Source organism: Solitalea koreensis, from assembly GCF_900182575.1.
Classification (GTDB): Bacteria; Bacteroidota; Bacteroidia; order Sphingobacteriales; family Sphingobacteriaceae; genus Solitalea; species Solitalea koreensis.
In genome coordinates, this window is the sequence record NZ_FXSZ01000001.1 from 572,709 (window position 1) to 590,061 (window position 17,353).

Genomic DNA, 17,353 nt, shown 5'->3' on the forward strand with positions numbered 1-17,353 from the left:
TTAAGGTTGTTCAGCCGAAAATAGGAATTCTCTTTATAAAAAAGATAACAGGCAATTAAAGCCCTAAAAGTGCACAAGCGTGCTCTGCAGCCGTTTTTTCAGCATTTTTTTTGGTAAAATCCTGCCCCGTACCACATTCTTCGTTATCGACAAAAACTTTCACCGTGAAAAGTTTAGTACGTGCACCTTCTTCATTAGGCATAAGTTCAAACAACACTTCTTTCCCATGTCGCTGGCACCATTCTATTAGTTTGCTCTTAAAGTTAGTTTCTGTTTGTTCAAGAGCATCTACATCAACATGCGGTTTAAGAATACGCTTAAGAATAAACTCTTTGGTAAACACATATCCTTGATCAAGATAAATGGCCCCAACCAACGCTTCAAAAGCATCGCCCATCAAAGAACCCTGCTTAATGGGGTTATGAATCATACGGCTATCATAATCCATTAAATCACCGATTCCAATTTTTCTAGCTAACTGGTTAAGATGATTTCGGTTTACAATTTTTGAGCGCATCTCCGTTAAAAAACCTTCGTCCCTATACGGATATTTCTTAAACAGCATTTCTCCAACTATAGCTCCTAAAACGGCATCGCCTAAAAACTCTAAACGTTCATTGCTATTTTTTAATCCTTCTTTTAGCTGAGGGGCTACAGATTTATGGCGGAAAGCCAGTTTATAAAGAGATAAATTTCGAGGAACAAACCCAAGCATATTATGCAACACCCTTGCATACTTTCGATCGCGAGAAATGTAAAGCCTGTATAATTTAAGTGCGGGCATTCTATAACTAAGAGTTGTTGCTTAAGAAGCTGAGGTTAAAAGAAAAAGTTACCGATTTTGTTCTTGATTGGATCATGCACAAAACCGATAACTTAATTTTTTTGTTACTCTACAAATTTCTTGAAAATTACTGAGGTGTTATGTCCACCGAAACCGAATGTATTTGAAAGGGCAGCACGAATAACACGCTTTTGAGCTTTATTGAACGTTAAATTCAACTTCGGATCAATTGCCGGATCATCAGTAAAATGATTGATTGTTGGAGGAACAGTATCATGAACAACGGCCATAATAGCAGCAATAGCCTCAACAGCACCTGCAGCTCCTAATAAGTGACCTGTCATTGATTTTGTAGAACTGATATTTAGCTTGTAAGCGCTTTCGCCAAACAAGTTAACGATTGCGGTAGTTTCACTAATATCACCAAGCGGAGTGGAAGTACCATGAACATTGATGTAATCAATATCATCAACGGTCATTCCGGCATCTTCAAGCGCAGCAACCATAACATTACGTGCACCTAATCCCTGTGGATGCGGAGCAGTGATGTGATTAGCATCAGCACTCATGCCGCCTCCAACAATTTCTGCATAGATTTTAGCTCCACGTTTTTTTGCGTGTTCGTATTCTTCCAGAATAATTGCACCCGCCCCTTCACCGGCTACAAATCCGTCACGATCAAGATCGAATGGACGAGAGGCCGTTTCAGGAGAATCATTTCTGGTTGACAATGCATGCATGGCATTAAATCCACCGATACCGGCTTCATTAATGATTGCTTCAGACCCCCCAGTAATAAACATATTGGCTTTGCCTAAACGGATATAGTTAAAGGCATCAATAATAGCATTATTTGATGACGCGCAAGCTGATACGGTAGCAAAGTTTGGTCCACGTAACCCATATTTAATAGAAATATGACCCGCTGCAATATCAATAATCATTTTAGGAATGAAAAAAGGATTGTAACGGGGAGTACCATCTCCTTTAGCAAAATCAGAAATCTCATCAAGGAAGGTTTTCAGACCACCAATGCCGGCACCCCAAATAACTCCAATACGATCTGTATCAAGTTCTTCAAAGTTAGCTCCAGAGTCAACAACCGCCTCGTGAGTAGCTGCCATTGCGTACTGAACAAATGGATCGACCTTGCGGGCTTCCTTTTTGTCCATAAAATCTTCAGGCTTGAAATTTTTTACCTCGCAAGCAAATTTTGTCTTGAATTTTTCGGTATTAAATTTCGTAATCGGAGCCGCACCACTTACACCACTAACTAATCCGTTCCAGTATTCTGGAACAGTATTACCCAATGGTGTAAGAGCACCAAGCCCGGTTACAACAACACGTTTAAGTTGCATTAAGTACTTTTAAGGTGAGTGGTTGTTATTTAACGTTTTTTTCCAAGTAAGTGATAGCTTGACCAACAGTTGAAATTTGTTCAGCTTGTTCGTCAGGAATTGCTACGTTAAATTCTTTTTCAAATTCCATAATAAGCTCAACTGTATCAAGTGAGTCGGCACCTAAATCGTTAGTAAAGCTAGCCTCAGGTGTCACTTCATTCTCGTCAACACCTAATTTTTCAACGATAATCGCTTTTACTCTTGATGCAATATCTGACATAATTTTTTGTGTTTAAAAGGTTATATTTCTAAATTTTCTGCAAATAAAAGTAAATTAACAGAACTAATCAAAACTTTTTTTCAGTGTGGCAACTAATGCCCTTTTTTAATAGCTTTGTTCCAATTTGTTTCAAGCTTGAATAAAAAAATATTAAAGATTGAGTTCAGCTACGACTTTACGCTTATAGGCATCATAGCGCCGATAAAAGACTATCGTTTATGTTGGTTTCTCAACAATGAATTACATTTCAATTTAGAAAAAACTGATGACATTATTCATTCAAATGCTGAGAATAATGAAATTTATTTTTCGCGCTATACCTATTTTATTGACGAAGGTGAAATTGAATATTATCTTTTAACGAACAGAGGCTCCGAAGGGTATCTTATTCCAGAACATAAAGAGATTGACTTCTTCTTAATGATTCACAACTTAAGCTATAAATCTGATATTGACCAGCTGCTTTCCCGCATTCTTAATATAAACATTATACAAACGGCTTTACTACTAAACGCTAACAAACTTAAGTCAAAAGAGAATTTACTATTTTGAGGGGTACTTATATCTCTCTACAAAACAAATCGTATTTTTGACACCGCACACACAAATAAATATGAAGGAATTACATAACAGAACAAAAATTGTGGCTACGCTGGGTCCTGCTTCTGCAAGCAAGGAAGTGTTACTGCAAATGATTAATGCGGGCTTGAATGTTTGCCGAATCAATTTTTCTCATGGCAAGCATGCAGAACATCAAACGACCATCAACACCATCCGAGAAATCAATAAAGAATATAATTACAATGTGGGTATCCTGGCTGATTTGCAAGGCCCTAAAATCCGCATTGGCGACATGGAAAACAATGGGGTGTACTTTAATGCAGGCGACACTGTAAAGATCATCACTACTCCCAAACTCGGAGACAAAGATTCTATATACATCACTTACGAACCATTCCCAAAGGATGTGAATCCTGGGGAAATTTTTCTTTTAGATGATGGCAAAATGCAGATGCGCGTATTGGCAACGAATCGCGTTGATGAAGTACAGGCTGAAGTAATTTACGGTGGCACACTTTCTTCTAAAAAGGGAGTTAACTTACCGTATACCAAAACGAGTACTCCAAGTTTAACTGAAAAGGACCGAGAGGATCTGGAGTTTGCTTTAAAAAATGATCTTGACTGGATCGGACTTTCATTTGTTCGTGAGGCTAAAGACATTATCGAACTAAAAAAGATCATTGCAGACAATGGCAAAATATCAAAAGTAATAGCCAAAATTGAGAAGCCTGAAGCCATTGAAAACATAGATTCAATCATCGATGTAACAGATGGAGTAATGGTGGCACGTGGTGATCTGGGCGTTGAAATGCCGATGGAAGAAGTTCCGTTGTTACAGAAACAAATTGTAAAGAAATGTAATGCACTTGCTAAGCCTGTAATTATTGCTACTCAAATGATGGATAGCATGGTTAATAATCCTCGTCCAACGCGTGCTGAAGCGAATGACGTGGCGAATTCAGTTCTTGACGGAGCAGATGCAGTAATGCTTAGCAACGAAACTTCAGTAGGAGACTATCCGGTAATTGTGATTGAATCCATGAGCAAAATCATCCGGAATATTGAAAATTCAATGTATCCGTATTATAATGAACATCATATAGAAGGAACTCCTGAGCGATTCTTAGCTGATTCAGTTTGTAATTCGGCCGTTTTCTTAGCCGAAAAAACAAATGCAAAAGCAATCGTGGCGATGTCATTCTCAGGCTACTCGGCCTATCAAATTGCCGGTCAGCGTCCAAAAGCACATACCTATGTATTTACCGGAAATCGTGATTTATTAAACAGCATCAGCTTAGTTTGGGGTGTTCGTGCTTATTATTATGATAAGTTTGAAACAACTGATAAAACCATTCAAGAAGTAAACGACTTCCTAAAGGAAAACAACTTTGTTCAAACCGGAGAGATCGTTATTAATACGGCATCAACTCCAATTATTGAAAAAGGTCGCACCAACACTGTAAAGGTTAGCGTTATCAGCTAAACCTAATATACTATAAAACGAAGAGGCCTATAGGCCTCTTCGTTTTATAGTTATATCGAAAATGATTCTAGAAAATTTTATACCCAAGTGAAATCTGGAACATTTGATTTTTAAAATCAACGCTTGCGCCTTCTTTGGTTACATCATTCAATCCCCAGATGTAACGCCCCTGTATTTGCAGCTTCGAAAGTTTAACACCAGCACCTGCAACAATACCCCAATCTCCATCCTTTAAATTATTTAAATTGATTTGAGAAGTGATATCGCTTGGACCGCTGATTTTATCAGATAACTTTATCGAAACCTGCGGACCGGAGAATATGCTTACCAATGGAATTGGGTTAAACTTTACCAGGATTGGAATATCCAGATAATTGTACTTCACTGTTACTGTTCCATTTTCTTGATCACTTTTAAACCCCTTTTCTGCAAAAAGCAATTCAGGTTGAAAAGTTAAGATTGAAACACCAATTTCACTATATACCCCTAAATGCCATCCTGTTACATTACCAGAAGTGTTTTTAAATGATGTGGAGAGATTATCTGAAAATTTAATATCAGAAGCACTGGTAAAATTCACACCTCCCTTAATACCAAATTCCAGTTTTTGAGCACTCGCTACACCTCCAACAAAAAGGGCGACAGCAAGCAGTAATACTTTTTTCATAATAGTTCAATTTTTATTCGATGTGGTAAAAATAATAAAATGTGCTTAGTAAGATTGATTTAAGAAAATTCAGGTTAATCCCATTCCTATCCTTTTAGGCAAATAATACGCCATCGAAAACAATAGATTAATGAGTTAGATTATAAAATGTATTCAAACTGCAAAAAGCGCCTGACTTTAAAGAAACTATCCTTTTTACTCCAGCGATATTTTGAAAAGCTAACGAGCGAGGCAACAAGTATACTGGGATTAATTGCCGAAAAACTTCCCCAAATTAAAGCAAATAAAGAAGAGCTCCCTTTTCAGGAAGCTCCAAATTAAAAAACAACGATAAAAGGTTATTTAGAAAGGATATCTAAAACCTAAAGAAAAGACGGTGTTTTTCATTTTTGGCATCACCACTGTCTTTAGCAATGTTAGCAAAGCCTCAGCCTAAAACTTAGCCCCTATTGAAACTTGCATTGTTTGGTTTCTGGCTTTCACATCATTGTTATATTTATCGAGCTTTTGCAAGCCAAAATTGTAAGCGGCATTCAAATTAAAGACCCCAAAGTCGTACCCAGCACCTAGTACCACTCCAACATCCGACTTTCTGAAATTATCTTTATTAATTTCCCGATCCTCTGAAGTAACTGTAAAATCTTTGCCTGTTTCTGTATATTTCTGTGTCAACAAAAAGGAAACTGTTGGTCCGGCAAATAGATTAAATCCGCCTTGAGTACCTTGAGGTTTAATTTTAGCCAGTAATGGAATATCCAGATAGCTGTACCTTGCCGATATCTCTCGCACATTACCCAAAACAGAATAGGTACTGCGATATCCTTTTTGAGAATATTGTAGTTCCGGTTGAAATGAAAGGATAGAAGAAATGCCTAAATCAGCATAAATTCCTGCATGAAATCCTGGTTTATAATCAGTTGTTGCGTTCGTTTCGGTAGATCCATTATTTGATGTGAACGTACTCACCTTTGAAAGATTTAAACCGGCTTTTATTCCAACACTTGATTGTTGCGCCTTTAATGTTCCTCCAAAGCCCAGAAGAACCGCCATTGTAAGTAATCCTTTTTTTCTGAACATATTTTGTTTTTTAATAGCCGTCAAGAACCCACCTCTAACTTTTAAGCCAGTAGGTGAGTATAATTCATGTGGTTTTTTCATGTTAATTATTTTAGTTTCTATCCGTTGAGTATTTGCAATATTATGCCAAAATCACCCTCAATATTTGTAATATTGAATATAGAACAATCAAGCGCTCCTAACCATTTGATTTACACATGAAAAAAAATATTCTATTTACTATTCCGCTCTTACTCGCTCTTAGTACATTAACCACGCCGATGTGGGCTCAGTCCTTAGCAGATTCCTCAAAGCTGGCCATTATTTCCTCACTCAACAATCCCGATCCTTGGGCGAATAAAACTTTCCGAAAACTATCTAAAAAACAACGGATCGCCCAATTGTTCATGGTACCTGTTTATTCAAGCGACTCGAAAGAAAAACAAGATTCAATTTTAAGATTAATCAGCAAATACGGAGTTGGAGGGATAATCACGTTTCAAGGAGGTCCAATCCGCCATGCCAATATGTTGAACCGTATTCAGGCTTCGGTTAAAGTTCCTGTATTAGTTGCCACCGATGGAGAATGGGGTTTGGGTATGCGTTTGGACAGCACCATTTCTTACCCCTTTCAAATGACATTAGGCGCTATTCAAAGCGACACCTTGCTTTATAAGATGGGCTTGCAGATGGCGGGGCAATTCCGCAGAGTAGGCATACATGTAAATTTCGCCCCTGTTATTGATGTGAACAATAATATCAACAACCCGGTGATCAACTTCAGATCATTCGGCGAGAACAAAGAAAACGTAGCATCAAAAGGAATTGCACTTATGAGAGGCATGCAAGACGGTGGTTTATTAGCGACAGCCAAACACTTTCCTGGCCATGGCGACACCGATGTTGACTCGCACCTTGACATGCCCGTTTTAAAAATGAGCCATGAGCGTTTAGACACTCTTGAATTGTACCCGTTCAAAAAATTAATAAATGCCGGCATAAGCTCAATAATGGTGGCACACATGAGCATTCCGGCCCTGGATAGTACAGCCAACCTTCCTTCGTCACTTTCAAAACCAATTATAACTGATTTGCTAAGAGATAAGCTCCACTTCAAAGGGATCGTTTTTACCGATGCAATGAATATGAAAGGAGTGGTAAAGTATCACCCTCCCGGCGAGTCAGAACCAACGGCAATTATTGCGGGAACCGATATGGTTGAAATGAGCATAAATGTACCGTTGGCGATTAAAAATGTAAAAAAAGCCATTCGACAAGGTCGTATAAGCAAAAAAGAAGTATATGCCAAATGCAAAAAAATATTGGCTGCTAAAAAAATGGCGGGCCTTGATCATTATCAGCCTATTTATTTGCCTAATTTGGTTCAGGACCTAAACCTTCAGGATGCTAAAGATTTAATACAACAAATGGCAGATGCCTCGGTAACCTTACTTCGCAATCCTGATGTCACTTATGATATTGATGCAAAAACAGCTGTAATTTCAATCGGCCCAAAAGCCGAAACCTTGTTTCAACAAACCATAGCAGCAAAAAAAAGAACTGCCAATTTTATAGTTCCTAAAGATGCAAGCAATAAACTGTTAGATTCAGTACGAAAAGCACTCCCTAAGTTCGATCGAATCATTGTGTGTATTCATAATACTCAACTACGCCCATATACCGCACCTAACTATAATACAAACGTGATTGGATTCATTACCGAATTGTCGGCATCTCCTAAAACGTTTATAAACTTATTGGCCAATGCTTATCAAATCACCAAATTACCGGGCGTTGAAAATGCAAAAGGTTTATTGGTGGGTTATGAAGATTCTCCTTATACTGAACAGGCTGCGGCCCAGGTAATGCTTAATGAACTGGTGCCAAAAGGAAAATTACCAGTGACTGTTAATGCTCAGTTTAAAGCAGGAGATGGTTTGCAGGATTTCGGAATGACTAGCGCTCACTAATAGATAAGTTCATAGTCCATGGTCGACAGTTCATAGTAAGGACTGCGAACTACCGACTATGGATTATCGACTATTTTGATATCTGATATGATTTCGGATCTAGCGCAGCAGGGCTCCATTGCTTGAAAAACTCCAACACTTTGGCCTTACTGTATCCTTTATCTTGCTCCAAATAAGCGCTGTTTTGTGTATTTAGTCGATTCCCTTTGGCATCTAATATTACAAATACTGGGAATCCAAACCGTTGAGGATAACCTAAACTCGCCAACACATCTTCATTCTTATTTTCTTTACTATAGTTAAGATGATAAACCACATAATTTGCTTTTAATGCTGAATCGAGTTGGGAATCTTCAGTTACCATTTTATTAAAGCGGATGCACCAACTGCACCAGTTCCCACCAATTTGCAAAAACACATGCTTCCTTTCTTTTTGAGCTTTAGCAATAGCTGCTTTCAAATCAGCTTTCGCATCAGCAGCCGGGTTATAGACTTTGGGCGCTTCCTGAGCTCGTAAAACAGTTGCGATCAGAAGCATCATTATAATGATCAACAAACTTTTCTTCATTGCTTAAAATTTTATGGCGGTAAAGTTATTATTACTGAAACAAAAACATACTTTTTTTAAAAAACGAAGCCCTAAAAAAGGGAAAAGGACATTTTAATTAATTTTTTTTAGTAAATTACTTCTACCTAAAACACTCTCTATCATGCGAACTTTATTAAGAGTTACGTTGGATGTTACTGCATCCAACAAGGCGGTTACGGATGGTTCTCTACCTAAGATTATCCAATCAACTATTGAAAAAATAAAACCCGAAGCCAGCTATTTTCTTGCCGTTGACGGCTGCAGATCATGCTTCATGGTTTTTGATCTTAAAGATTCTTCGGAAATACCTGGTATTGCTGAACCATTTTTTCAAAGCATGAATGCTAAAGTGGATTTCAGCCCAGTTATGAACGCCGATGATCTGCAAAAAGGTCTTGCAGCCTTGGCCAATCGCTAAAATCATGTCGTATTTTTTCTTGACTTGACGGGGTTTCTTTCTACAAACCGGGATAGAAATAGTATTGCCTATTCGGAAGCAACTTTGTGGCTAAGTTTTCTGATATACTTAATGGTCTTAACGCGAAATATATCGTAAAACATGGCAAAAACTAGTATGGCTGACGGGATATAAAATGTCTTATAGGATATAATTTTAAACAGTATTCCACCTAAGATTCCTCCAATAAAGAAGAATGTAATTATGATAATTCGAAGGATTATTTTTTGTTTTAAAGCAGCTTTGTTTTCATCACTAGATTTTATTAACGCGGATAGCTCAATGCCTAAGTCTGTAAATATTCCTGTTAAATGAGTTGTTCTTACAACAGATCCGGATACCATTGAAACCATTGCGTTTTGCATTCCCATTGCAAATAAAAGACTTCCGGCAAAAAATTCGGTTTTAATTAACGAATTGTCGTAAGTATTCCCGTAGCTCCCTACAAAGCATAAAATGGTAATTTCAACAATTATTGGAACTGTATGAGAGAATCTTGGGTTACGAGCCAATTGAAATCTATAAAGACTTGACAAAAAAGCGCCCAAGAAGAATAGTAACATCCAGAGACCAACGATACGAGCAGATGCAAAATCTCCATTGGCAATCTTTTCAGCAAAAAGTGCAACATGACCCGTCACATTTGTTGTTAACACGGCGAATGCTAAAAAGCCTGCTACGTTTACAAATCCGGCTGTAAGGCATAACAGCGCAGCAAGCCGAATATTATGCTTATGAGTTCTTCGTTGTCCTGAGTGTCTAAACATGTCAAAAACGTATTTATGACTATCAATTATTTAGTCCTAAAGAAAAATAACAATAAATTTAATACTATGGACCAACGTATTGTAATTGCATGTATTTTTAACCTCCCAGTTCCATCCAAATAATGAACCAGCAACTCGAATATAATCAAGCCTTTAGGACAGCGCTCAACAACCTAAACATTCAACAACGCCAAGCTGTGGAAACAATTGACGGCCCAGTGCTCGTTGTGGCCGGCCCTGGAACTGGTAAAACTCAGATTTTAGCCGCACGGATAGGGAAGATTTTGTTGGATACCGATACCGATGCTCGCAATATTTTATGCCTAACATTTACCGAAGCGGGCGCCATCAATATGCGGAAGCGTTTGTTCGACTTTATAGGCCCGGATGCTTACCGCGTTAACATCTATACTTTCCATGCGTTTTGTAATGAGGTTATTCAGGAGAACCTGGAATACTTCGGCAAGATTAACCTCGACCCGATTTCGGATCTGGAAGAAGCTGAATTATTGAAAGAGCTGATTGACGAATTTAATGTCGGCAATCCGTTGAAACGTTTTACGGGTGAAGTTTACTTTGAAAAAAAGCGTCTTAAAAATCTCTTCAAACTCATTAAAAAAGAAGATTGGCAGCCCGAAAGTATAGAAAAGAAGATTGATGAATATCTGACCGACTTACCTTTTCGTGAAGAGTTCATTTATAAAAAGAAAACCAAACACTACAACGCCGGCGATTTAAAAGTTGATAAAATAGCAGAAGAAACGCAGAAAATGGAAATGCTGCGTGCGGCGGTTAAAGAGTATGCACATTACCAGGCAAAAATGCGCGCCCGAAATCGTTATGATTTTGATGACATGATTGTGTGGGTACTCGATGCTTTTAAAAACGATGCTAATTTGCTGGCTCGCTATCAGGAACAGTTTCAATATATTTTGGTGGATGAATACCAGGATACCAGTGGTGCACAGAATGAACTTTTGCAGCACTTAATCGCTGATCGCGAAAAACCTGATGTATTTGTAGTTGGAGATGACGATCAATCGATTTTTCGTTTTCAGGGAGCCAATATGAGCAATATTCTTGACTTTGCTTTCTCCTATAAAAACGACCTGAACACCATTGTGCTTACCCAGAATTATCGCTCAACGCAGGCAATTCTCGATGCCTCAAAGGTGCTTATCGATAATAACCTTGAGCGTTTAACTAAAGCGCTTAATCTTGATAAGAATTTAACTGCCGCCAACGCCAAACTGGCTTCGTTTTCTATCGTTCCCCAAATTCATGAATATCAAAATCAGGATCATGAATTGATAGGAGTGGCCACTCAAATTATTTCTTTATTGGAAGATGGAGTTGGCCCGGATGAAATTGCGGTGATCTTTCGTAATCACAATCAAGCGGAAGCATTGGCGAATTATTTGGCAGCAAAAGAGGTCCCTGTAAATATTAAACGTAAACTAGATATACTCACCTTGCCTTTTGTCGACAACATCATCAACATTCTGCGTTATTTGGCGATGGAAATGGATACACCTTACAGCGGCGACGACCTGTTGTTTGAAATCATGCATTATGATTTCTTTAACATTCCGTCCATTGAAACTGCCAAAATCAGTGTGGAAGTGTTCCGTAAAAACTACTCATTTGGAGCCAAGGCAGATGACAGTGTTTTCGGCAAAACTTCTATTCGTCGCTGGATAGCTGATCTGGCTCAACCTAAAAAACTAACACTGTTTGACCAGCAGACATCTGCAGAAATAAAAAAACTAAGCCAAGACCTGGAGTTTTGGATCAAAGAGTCAAAAAATTTAACGCTGCAGGAACTCTTCGAAAAGATAATTCTCCGTGCCGGTATTCTGAAGTACATCATGCACTCAAAAGAACGCAATTGGAACATGCAGGTACTCACCAATTTGTTCGACTTTTTGAAAGAAGAAAACCGTAAAAATCCTGATCTGAAAATAGAAGACTTTGTACGGACCATCGAACTCATGAAACAAAATGACATTCGACTGGAACTCAACAAAACGCTTTTCGCTGAAAAAGGTGTACATTTTATGACAGCGCACGGATCCAAAGGTTTGGAGTTTGAGTATGTGTTTCTGGTAGGATGTAATACCAAAGTTTGGGATACGAAACAAAAAGCTGGAGGAACTAAAAACTATAAATATCCTGACAACCTCACCACCAAAGTGGCCGAAGGTTCTGAACTGGAAGAATCGCGTCGTTTGTTTTATGTGGCTTTAACTCGAGCCAAACACTCGCTTTATGTTTCTTTTGCGGCAGAAGATAAAAAAGGAAAAGCACTGGAACATTCGCAATTTATTGCCGAAATGAGGCAAGGTTTGGATTTACCAACTCAGCACAAAACAGTAAACGAAGATGCGCTTTTTGATTACATCGCTACGCAGTTTAATGAAGAAGAAAAGCCTAAAATTGAGCTAATCGATAAAAACTACCTTGACCTTTTATTGCAAAATTACACCTTGAGTGTAACGCATTTGAGCAGTTATCTGGATTGCCCATTACGCTTTTACTTCCAGAATCTTATTCGTGTGCCTTCAGGAAAAAGTCCAAGCGCCACATTTGGCTTGGCTATACACTGGGCGCTGAACAAAATGTATATAAAAATGCATGAAACGAATGCGTTTCCGGGAGAAGACTTTTTATTTGATCAGTTCAGCTGGTTCATGTACCGTAACCGTGAGTCATTTACCAAAGATGATTTTAAGCTGCGCATGGAATACGGCCGAAAAATTATACCACCATATTATGTGCAGTACGCCATCACCTGGAACAAAGTAGCTGTTACCGAACGCTCCATTAAAAATGTGGTTATCGATAATGTGCCGATTAAAGGTAATCTGGATAAAATGGAATTCAATGGTAAACAAATCAATGTTGTCGATTACAAAACCGGTAAGTATAAAAACGCTAAAGCTAAATTCAGTCGCCCGGATGAGAAGAATCCGACGGGAGGCGATTACTGGCGCCAGGCTGTGTTTTATAAGATTTTAGTAGATAATGACAAAAGCAACGATTGGGAAGTGGTGAGTACTGAATTTGATTTTGTTGAACCGATTAAGGACAATGAATACCATAAAGAGAAAATCGTAATTACGCCCGACGATATTGAGTTTGTAAAAGCACAAATCAATGAAACGCATTCAAAAATCATGAATCACGAGTTTTCTCAAGGTTGCGGCAAAGAGGATTGCCATTGGTGTAACTTTGTTCGCAGCAATTTTGAACAACAAGAGGTTATGATTGGGGAAGAGGAGATTTAGTAGAAAGTCGGCAGTATTCAGTCAGCAAAGAAGAGGCCTAAGCCTCGAAGAGAAAAAAACAAATAGCACGAAGCAAAAACTCCGTGCTATTTGTTTTTTTAAACCAATTGGTTAAAAATCAGAGTAAAAAAGATTACAAATCCTCCCAAACTGTTTATGGAATACCAAAGCATATATGACTTGATATACTCAATCGGAAAATTACTTTCCTTCAGCTTTTTATTAAAGTAGTATCTCGAAATAAGGCTATATACTATCGCTAGAATGTAGCAAATAATATATGCGACTAATAAACTTACTACTCCACTGAACAAAAGCACTGAAAATAATATCAAAATACCAATTAGCGGTCCAAAGGTATATATTCTGCGAGCAGCAAATAAAGCTTTTAATTCTGCTTTTTTGTTCTGATCAAGCTTTTTAGCAGCCTTGTTATAAATAGCATAGTTAATAAAAGTTACTATTAGAAAAACAAGAGCAATCATAAATGGTTCATATTTATTCATTTTTTAAAAGTATGAAACTAATAAAAAAAGTTGACCAAACCCTGCACTTACTTCTTCCTTGCCTTTTGCAAATCTTCATCAATCCTAAATTTCACAATTCGTGCAATCAGATCAACCGGGAGCGGCTGATCAAGAGGGAATTGCACAGAACCTTTTGCATTTTTATAAATGGAGAGTTCCTGTTTGAAGGCGGAAATTCCTGATGAAGTTGGATAAAATCCAATATGGTTTTTATAACCTGCAAAATAAACCAACATCTTATTCAATTTAAACGCAGGCATTGAATAACTGATTACTTCTTTTGCCTGCGGAGCTGCTTCCTGAATTATTGCTCGCATTTGTTCTAAGCGTTGTTGAGTTTCTACCGGAAAACTGGCGATGTACTCATTAACGTCGGCTGGTTTTGTCATAATTGAAAATTTTCACTTATTCCTCAAAATATAAAAAATTCCAAAATACTACATTTTTGATATATATTTCTTCACTTTCAAACAGAGAAAAAAATACAATCACTTAGCTGATTTACAATTTATTAGATCTTTACTATCTTCATTTTTATGGGTAAATTCATACTAAAAATACTGCTCCATGAAATTAGTGCTCATAGCCATTTTTGTCGTCATTTTGAGTGGACAAAGTGCAGCCCAGCATATGCTTTATGGAGATGTGAAACAAGTGGGAACTAACGAAATAGTTCCGTATGTAAGTATTGAAATAGCCGGGCAAGCCAGAGGAACGTTAAGCAATGATCATGGTAGTTTTGAAATTAAAATATATGCCTTGCCTGTTCAGCTTAAAATTTCTTGTTTAGGCTATGCTCCTCAAACCATCTCAGTAAAAGATACCAGCTATCTCCTTATTCAGCTTCAGCCAACGGTAATTAAACTAAACGAAGTTCAGGTGTACTATCCGAATTATTTAAGAGATCTTATTTCGAAAGTCCACGACAAGGCCCTCAAAAACAGGAGACACCTATTGCCCGGAAAAGCATTTTATCGGCAATACAATCACAATGACACTTCCTGTACAGAAATCCTGGAATCATTCTACAAGGTAAAGACCTATAACAATGGCATAAGATGCTGGGAATTAACCCACTCACGCTATGGCATTAAAAACGTTGATACCGCTGATCGGGTTTACATCTATAATCAATCGGTGGTGACCAGGTACCTCAAGGCGTATTCAGAAGCCGCAATTGATTTAGATATCCCTCAACCTATTTGCCATGGAAAAAAGAGAAGTTTTAGCTATACAATTGCCAACCGTTTTCAAGATACAGCCACTGGAGATTCAATTCTTGAAATAGATTTTAACAGCAAAAAAAATCCTATTGACAGTACTTTTGGCAGTTTTTATATCAATGAAAAAACGCTGGAAATTCTATTTATAAAAGGGACTTATTTGGATAAACAAAATGTATTCATTGTGGCTTCCGGATATGAAAAAGACAAAGTGAAACTGATTGACAACACTCGGCTTGATTATGAAATTCGTTTTAAACCCGATTCAAGCGGATTGATCAGTTTGGATTATATTAAAACCAAAATCTCATTTTTTACCATCTACAACAAACGGCCGATACGCTTGACTTCTGAAGGATTCTTTTTTGTGTATGAACACAATGCCGACCTGAAAGTTCATGATATGGATTACGCTGTAAATGATTACGAAAACATTAAACACTCACGATATGATCCGATTTTTTGGTTTGAAAATCCGATTATTAAACGCAACCCCATTGAACAGCGCATACTCACGCAGTTTGAGAATGAAAACATAATAGGCAATCTGCTCCTGAATTAGTTCAGCAGCACGCTACTTACGCACCAATCCACACTTTCATTTTGAAGCCTGTCAAGTGCCGTAATCACATACACATATCTTTGCTTGGGCTTAGGCTCGGTATCCGTAAAACTCGTTTCATTGTACACTACTGTTATGATATGCTTTGCATCTAAAATATTGGTAGCCTCATTTTTTGTAAAACGATATATAACATAGCCGCGAGCGGTACCTCCATCCTTTGCCACATCAGGAGCTTTCCAACTTAATTTTACAACCCCCGGATTAGTTTGCACTGCTATGAATTCTTTAGGTGCATTGGGAGGAATACTGTCTATCCAGGGCATGGTTGGCGGTAAGGCCTGATATCGATAATAATTATTGCGAAGCGTATCTGTAAAACCTTGAATATTTCTTATCAATGATTTTGCGCTGAACCAAGCCTGTCCCTGAACATTTTCATACGAACGCGTAATTTTCAATTCGTCAGGCATGTGGGTAGCTCTACGCCAGGCCGGATCACTACCAATTCGATAAGCGCCCATTCCGATGTAGATATGCCGTCCGTAATTATTTGTGTTCCACCAATCTACAAGCGTTTCAAAATCAGCCTTTGGATGGCCAATCTGGAAATAAACCTGCGGAAGCATATAATCGACCCATCCTTGCTTTATCCACTCACGAGAATCAGCATATTGCCTGTAATAAGAAGATCCACCATCTGTCAATGAACCTTCATCATCATCGGTTACGGAGTTCTTCCAAATACCAAAAGGACTTATTCCAAATTTCACATAAGGCTTAGTGGCCTTAATACTGTCATGAACCATTTTTATTAAGAGGTTCACATTGTTTCTTCGCCAATCGTCAATATTGGTAAATCCATTGGGGTACTTTTTAAACGTAGCCCAGTCTTGTAAAGTTTGATTAGGCTCGGGATAAGGGTAGAAATAATCGTCGAAATGTATTCCATCAATATCATAGTTTCTAACCACATCCATTACAACACTTACTATATAATTACGTACTTCAGGCAATCCCGGGTTAAACAGAAGCTGACCTCCATAACGAAAAAACCAATCAGGATGAGTGCGCGTAATGTGGTTGGTTGCGACCGGCCCGCGGGCACTTTTATGTGTGGCGCGATACGGATTAAACCAGGCATGAAACTCCATTGCGCGTTTATGCGTTTCTTCAATCATAAACTGAAGCGGATCATATACCGGATAAGGAAGACGACCTTGAGCTCCTGTTAACCATGAAGACCAGGGCTCACGACTTTTAGCATAAAAAGCATCAGCTGCCGGACGTATTTGAGTTATTACCGTATTAATTCCATCGCGTTTTTGTTGATCGAGCAAATATATAAATTGGTCTTGCTGTTCACTGGCCGACAATTGATTGCTATTAGGCCAATCAATATTAGCCACAGTTGCAATCCAAACGCCTCTGAATTCACGCTTGGGATGGTTAGTATTTTGCGCAAAGCAAACGTAATTACCAAAAATGAAAAACAGGAGAACGAGTAATTTATAGTGTTGTTTAATCAGCATTTTTATATAAAATCAATCTGCAAAAATAAAATTTTGAGAATACACGGTATGTGGAAAAAATTACCCGACCGCTCTCTTACAGGCTATGAAACTTAAGATTATTAGCATTAATTTGGCTGGCATTATAATTGAATTAGTAAAAAACCGGCTTCTTTAATCTAAACAATAGATTTAAATAAATATTGTGCAAGGTGCAAAAGTAGGTAAATCCACTATAACTGAAGCATGTGTTAAATCACTTGCTAATAACCCCAAACCAATACAAGAG

At 38.0% G+C, this 17,353-nt stretch carries 16 protein-coding genes; 6 read left to right on the forward strand and 10 right to left on the reverse strand.

From position 1 onward, the window contains the following. Window positions 1-55: 55 nt before the first annotated feature. The 3 genes from rnc to FN756_RS02525 form a co-directional block, all read right to left on the reverse strand. Window positions 56-784, reverse strand: a complete 729-nt coding sequence (rnc, locus tag FN756_RS02515) for a ribonuclease III (protein ID WP_142601169.1) — start codon at window positions 782-784, stop codon at window positions 56-58. 104 nt (window positions 785-888) lie between these two features. Next, window positions 889-2,142 carry a beta-ketoacyl-ACP synthase II gene (gene fabF, locus FN756_RS02520; RefSeq protein ID WP_142601171.1) on the reverse strand — a complete coding sequence of 418 codons (1,254 nt, stop codon included), beginning with the start codon at window positions 2,140-2,142 and terminating at the stop codon, window positions 889-891. A gap of 25 nt (window positions 2,143-2,167) precedes the next feature. Further along, window positions 2,168-2,404 carry an acyl carrier protein gene (locus FN756_RS02525; RefSeq protein WP_142601173.1) on the reverse strand — a complete coding sequence of 79 codons (237 nt, stop codon included), beginning with the start codon at window positions 2,402-2,404 and terminating at the stop codon, window positions 2,168-2,170. 135 nt (window positions 2,405-2,539) lie between these two features. On the opposite strand from FN756_RS02525, the gene FN756_RS02530 reads away from it, so the two are divergent. Continuing rightward, entirely contained in the window at window positions 2,540-2,956 is a 417-nt protein-coding gene (locus FN756_RS02530) for an IPExxxVDY family protein (RefSeq protein WP_185955159.1), read from the forward strand. 61 nt (window positions 2,957-3,017) lie between these two features. Continuing rightward, window positions 3,018-4,448 carry a pyruvate kinase gene (gene pyk, locus FN756_RS02535; protein ID WP_142601176.1) on the forward strand — a complete coding sequence of 477 codons (1,431 nt, stop codon included), beginning with the start codon at window positions 3,018-3,020 and terminating at the stop codon, window positions 4,446-4,448. A 67-nt stretch (window positions 4,449-4,515) separates the two neighbouring features. On the opposite strand, the gene FN756_RS02540 is transcribed toward pyk, so the two are convergent. Continuing rightward, window positions 4,516-5,115: a porin family protein gene (locus FN756_RS02540; RefSeq protein WP_142601177.1), complete on the reverse strand. Its 600-nt coding sequence runs from the start codon at window positions 5,113-5,115 to the stop codon at window positions 4,516-4,518. A gap of 432 nt (window positions 5,116-5,547) precedes the next feature. Beyond that, window positions 5,548-6,273 carry a porin family protein gene (locus tag FN756_RS02545; RefSeq protein ID WP_142601179.1) on the reverse strand — a complete coding sequence of 242 codons (726 nt, stop codon included), beginning with the start codon at window positions 6,271-6,273 and terminating at the stop codon, window positions 5,548-5,550. 116 nt (window positions 6,274-6,389) lie between these two features. On the opposite strand from FN756_RS02545, the gene FN756_RS02550 reads away from it, so the two are divergent. Next, the gene (locus tag FN756_RS02550) at window positions 6,390-8,141 is read left to right on the forward strand and encodes a glycoside hydrolase family 3 protein (protein WP_142601180.1); all 1,752 of its coding nucleotides are present in this window, start codon (window positions 6,390-6,392) and stop codon (window positions 8,139-8,141) included. A 70-nt stretch (window positions 8,142-8,211) separates the two neighbouring features. Here FN756_RS02550 and FN756_RS02555 read toward each other — a convergent pair whose 3' ends face one another. After that, the gene (locus FN756_RS02555) at window positions 8,212-8,709 is read right to left on the reverse strand and encodes a thioredoxin family protein (protein WP_142601182.1); all 498 of its coding nucleotides are present in this window, start codon (window positions 8,707-8,709) and stop codon (window positions 8,212-8,214) included. Window positions 8,710-8,851: 142 nt separating this feature from the next. Between FN756_RS02555 and FN756_RS02560 the strand changes: the two genes are divergently transcribed. Continuing rightward, window positions 8,852-9,148, forward strand: a complete 297-nt coding sequence (locus FN756_RS02560; RefSeq protein WP_142601184.1) for a hypothetical protein — start codon at window positions 8,852-8,854, stop codon at window positions 9,146-9,148. 68 nt (window positions 9,149-9,216) lie between these two features. Here FN756_RS02560 and FN756_RS02565 read toward each other — a convergent pair whose 3' ends face one another. Then, complete coding sequence (locus FN756_RS02565; protein ID WP_142601185.1) at window positions 9,217-9,954, reverse strand: YoaK family protein; 738 nt, start codon at window positions 9,952-9,954, stop codon at window positions 9,217-9,219. 122 nt (window positions 9,955-10,076) lie between these two features. On the opposite strand from FN756_RS02565, the gene FN756_RS02570 reads away from it, so the two are divergent. After that, a complete protein-coding gene (locus tag FN756_RS02570) occupies window positions 10,077-13,241 on the forward strand; it encodes an ATP-dependent helicase (RefSeq protein ID WP_142601187.1) in 3,165 nt (1,054 codons plus the stop codon). A gap of 98 nt (window positions 13,242-13,339) precedes the next feature. Here FN756_RS02570 and FN756_RS02575 read toward each other — a convergent pair whose 3' ends face one another. Both FN756_RS02575 and FN756_RS02580 read right to left on the reverse strand, forming a co-directional pair. After that, complete coding sequence (locus FN756_RS02575) at window positions 13,340-13,747, reverse strand: hypothetical protein (protein ID WP_142601189.1); 408 nt, start codon at window positions 13,745-13,747, stop codon at window positions 13,340-13,342. 47 nt (window positions 13,748-13,794) lie between these two features. Then, entirely contained in the window at window positions 13,795-14,157 is a 363-nt protein-coding gene (locus tag FN756_RS02580; RefSeq protein ID WP_142601191.1) for an iron chaperone, read from the reverse strand. A gap of 178 nt (window positions 14,158-14,335) precedes the next feature. Here FN756_RS02580 and FN756_RS02585 point away from each other — a divergent pair, with 178 nt between their 5' ends. Continuing rightward, on the forward strand, window positions 14,336-15,553 hold the full coding sequence (locus FN756_RS02585; RefSeq protein WP_142601193.1) for a carboxypeptidase-like regulatory domain-containing protein: 1,218 nt from the start codon (window positions 14,336-14,338) through the stop codon (window positions 15,551-15,553). Here the strand turns inward: FN756_RS02585 and FN756_RS02590 are convergent. After that, window positions 15,550-17,085 carry a glycoside hydrolase family 10 protein gene (locus FN756_RS02590; protein WP_142601195.1) on the reverse strand — a complete coding sequence of 512 codons (1,536 nt, stop codon included), beginning with the start codon at window positions 17,083-17,085 and terminating at the stop codon, window positions 15,550-15,552. The two genes, FN756_RS02585 and FN756_RS02590, sit on opposite strands and share 4 nt — an antisense overlap. Window positions 17,086-17,353 lie beyond the last annotated feature (268 nt).

Excerpts from the sequence above, each read along its gene's own strand:
- FN756_RS02560 (WP_142601184.1), top strand. The coding sequence starts at position 8,852 with ATGCGAACTTTATTAAGAGTTACGTTGGATGTTACTGCATCCAACAAG.
- FN756_RS02555 (WP_142601182.1), bottom strand. The coding sequence starts at position 8,709 with ATGAAGAAAAGTTTGTTGATCATTATAATGATGCTTCTGATCGCAACT.
- FN756_RS02540 (WP_142601177.1), bottom strand. The coding sequence starts at position 5,115 with ATGAAAAAAGTATTACTGCTTGCTGTCGCCCTTTTTGTTGGAGGTGTA.
- FN756_RS02570 (WP_142601187.1), top strand. The coding sequence starts at position 10,077 with ATGAACCAGCAACTCGAATATAATCAAGCCTTTAGGACAGCGCTCAAC.
- FN756_RS02575 (WP_142601189.1), bottom strand. The coding sequence starts at position 13,747 with ATGAATAAATATGAACCATTTATGATTGCTCTTGTTTTTCTAATAGTA.
- FN756_RS02550 (WP_142601180.1), top strand. The coding sequence starts at position 6,390 with ATGAAAAAAAATATTCTATTTACTATTCCGCTCTTACTCGCTCTTAGT.
- FN756_RS02580 (WP_142601191.1), bottom strand. The coding sequence starts at position 14,157 with ATGACAAAACCAGCCGACGTTAATGAGTACATCGCCAGTTTTCCGGTA.
- FN756_RS02565 (WP_142601185.1), bottom strand. The coding sequence starts at position 9,954 with ATGTTTAGACACTCAGGACAACGAAGAACTCATAAGCATAATATTCGG.
- fabF (WP_142601171.1), bottom strand. The coding sequence starts at position 2,142 with ATGCAACTTAAACGTGTTGTTGTAACCGGGCTTGGTGCTCTTACACCA.
- pyk (WP_142601176.1), top strand. The coding sequence starts at position 3,018 with ATGAAGGAATTACATAACAGAACAAAAATTGTGGCTACGCTGGGTCCT.
- FN756_RS02590 (WP_142601195.1), bottom strand. The coding sequence starts at position 17,085 with ATGCTGATTAAACAACACTATAAATTACTCGTTCTCCTGTTTTTCATT.
- FN756_RS02585 (WP_142601193.1), top strand. The coding sequence starts at position 14,336 with ATGAAATTAGTGCTCATAGCCATTTTTGTCGTCATTTTGAGTGGACAA.
- FN756_RS02525 (WP_142601173.1), bottom strand. The coding sequence starts at position 2,404 with ATGTCAGATATTGCATCAAGAGTAAAAGCGATTATCGTTGAAAAATTA.
- rnc (WP_142601169.1), bottom strand. The coding sequence starts at position 784 with ATGCCCGCACTTAAATTATACAGGCTTTACATTTCTCGCGATCGAAAG.
- FN756_RS02545 (WP_142601179.1), bottom strand. The coding sequence starts at position 6,273 with ATGAAAAAACCACATGAATTATACTCACCTACTGGCTTAAAAGTTAGA.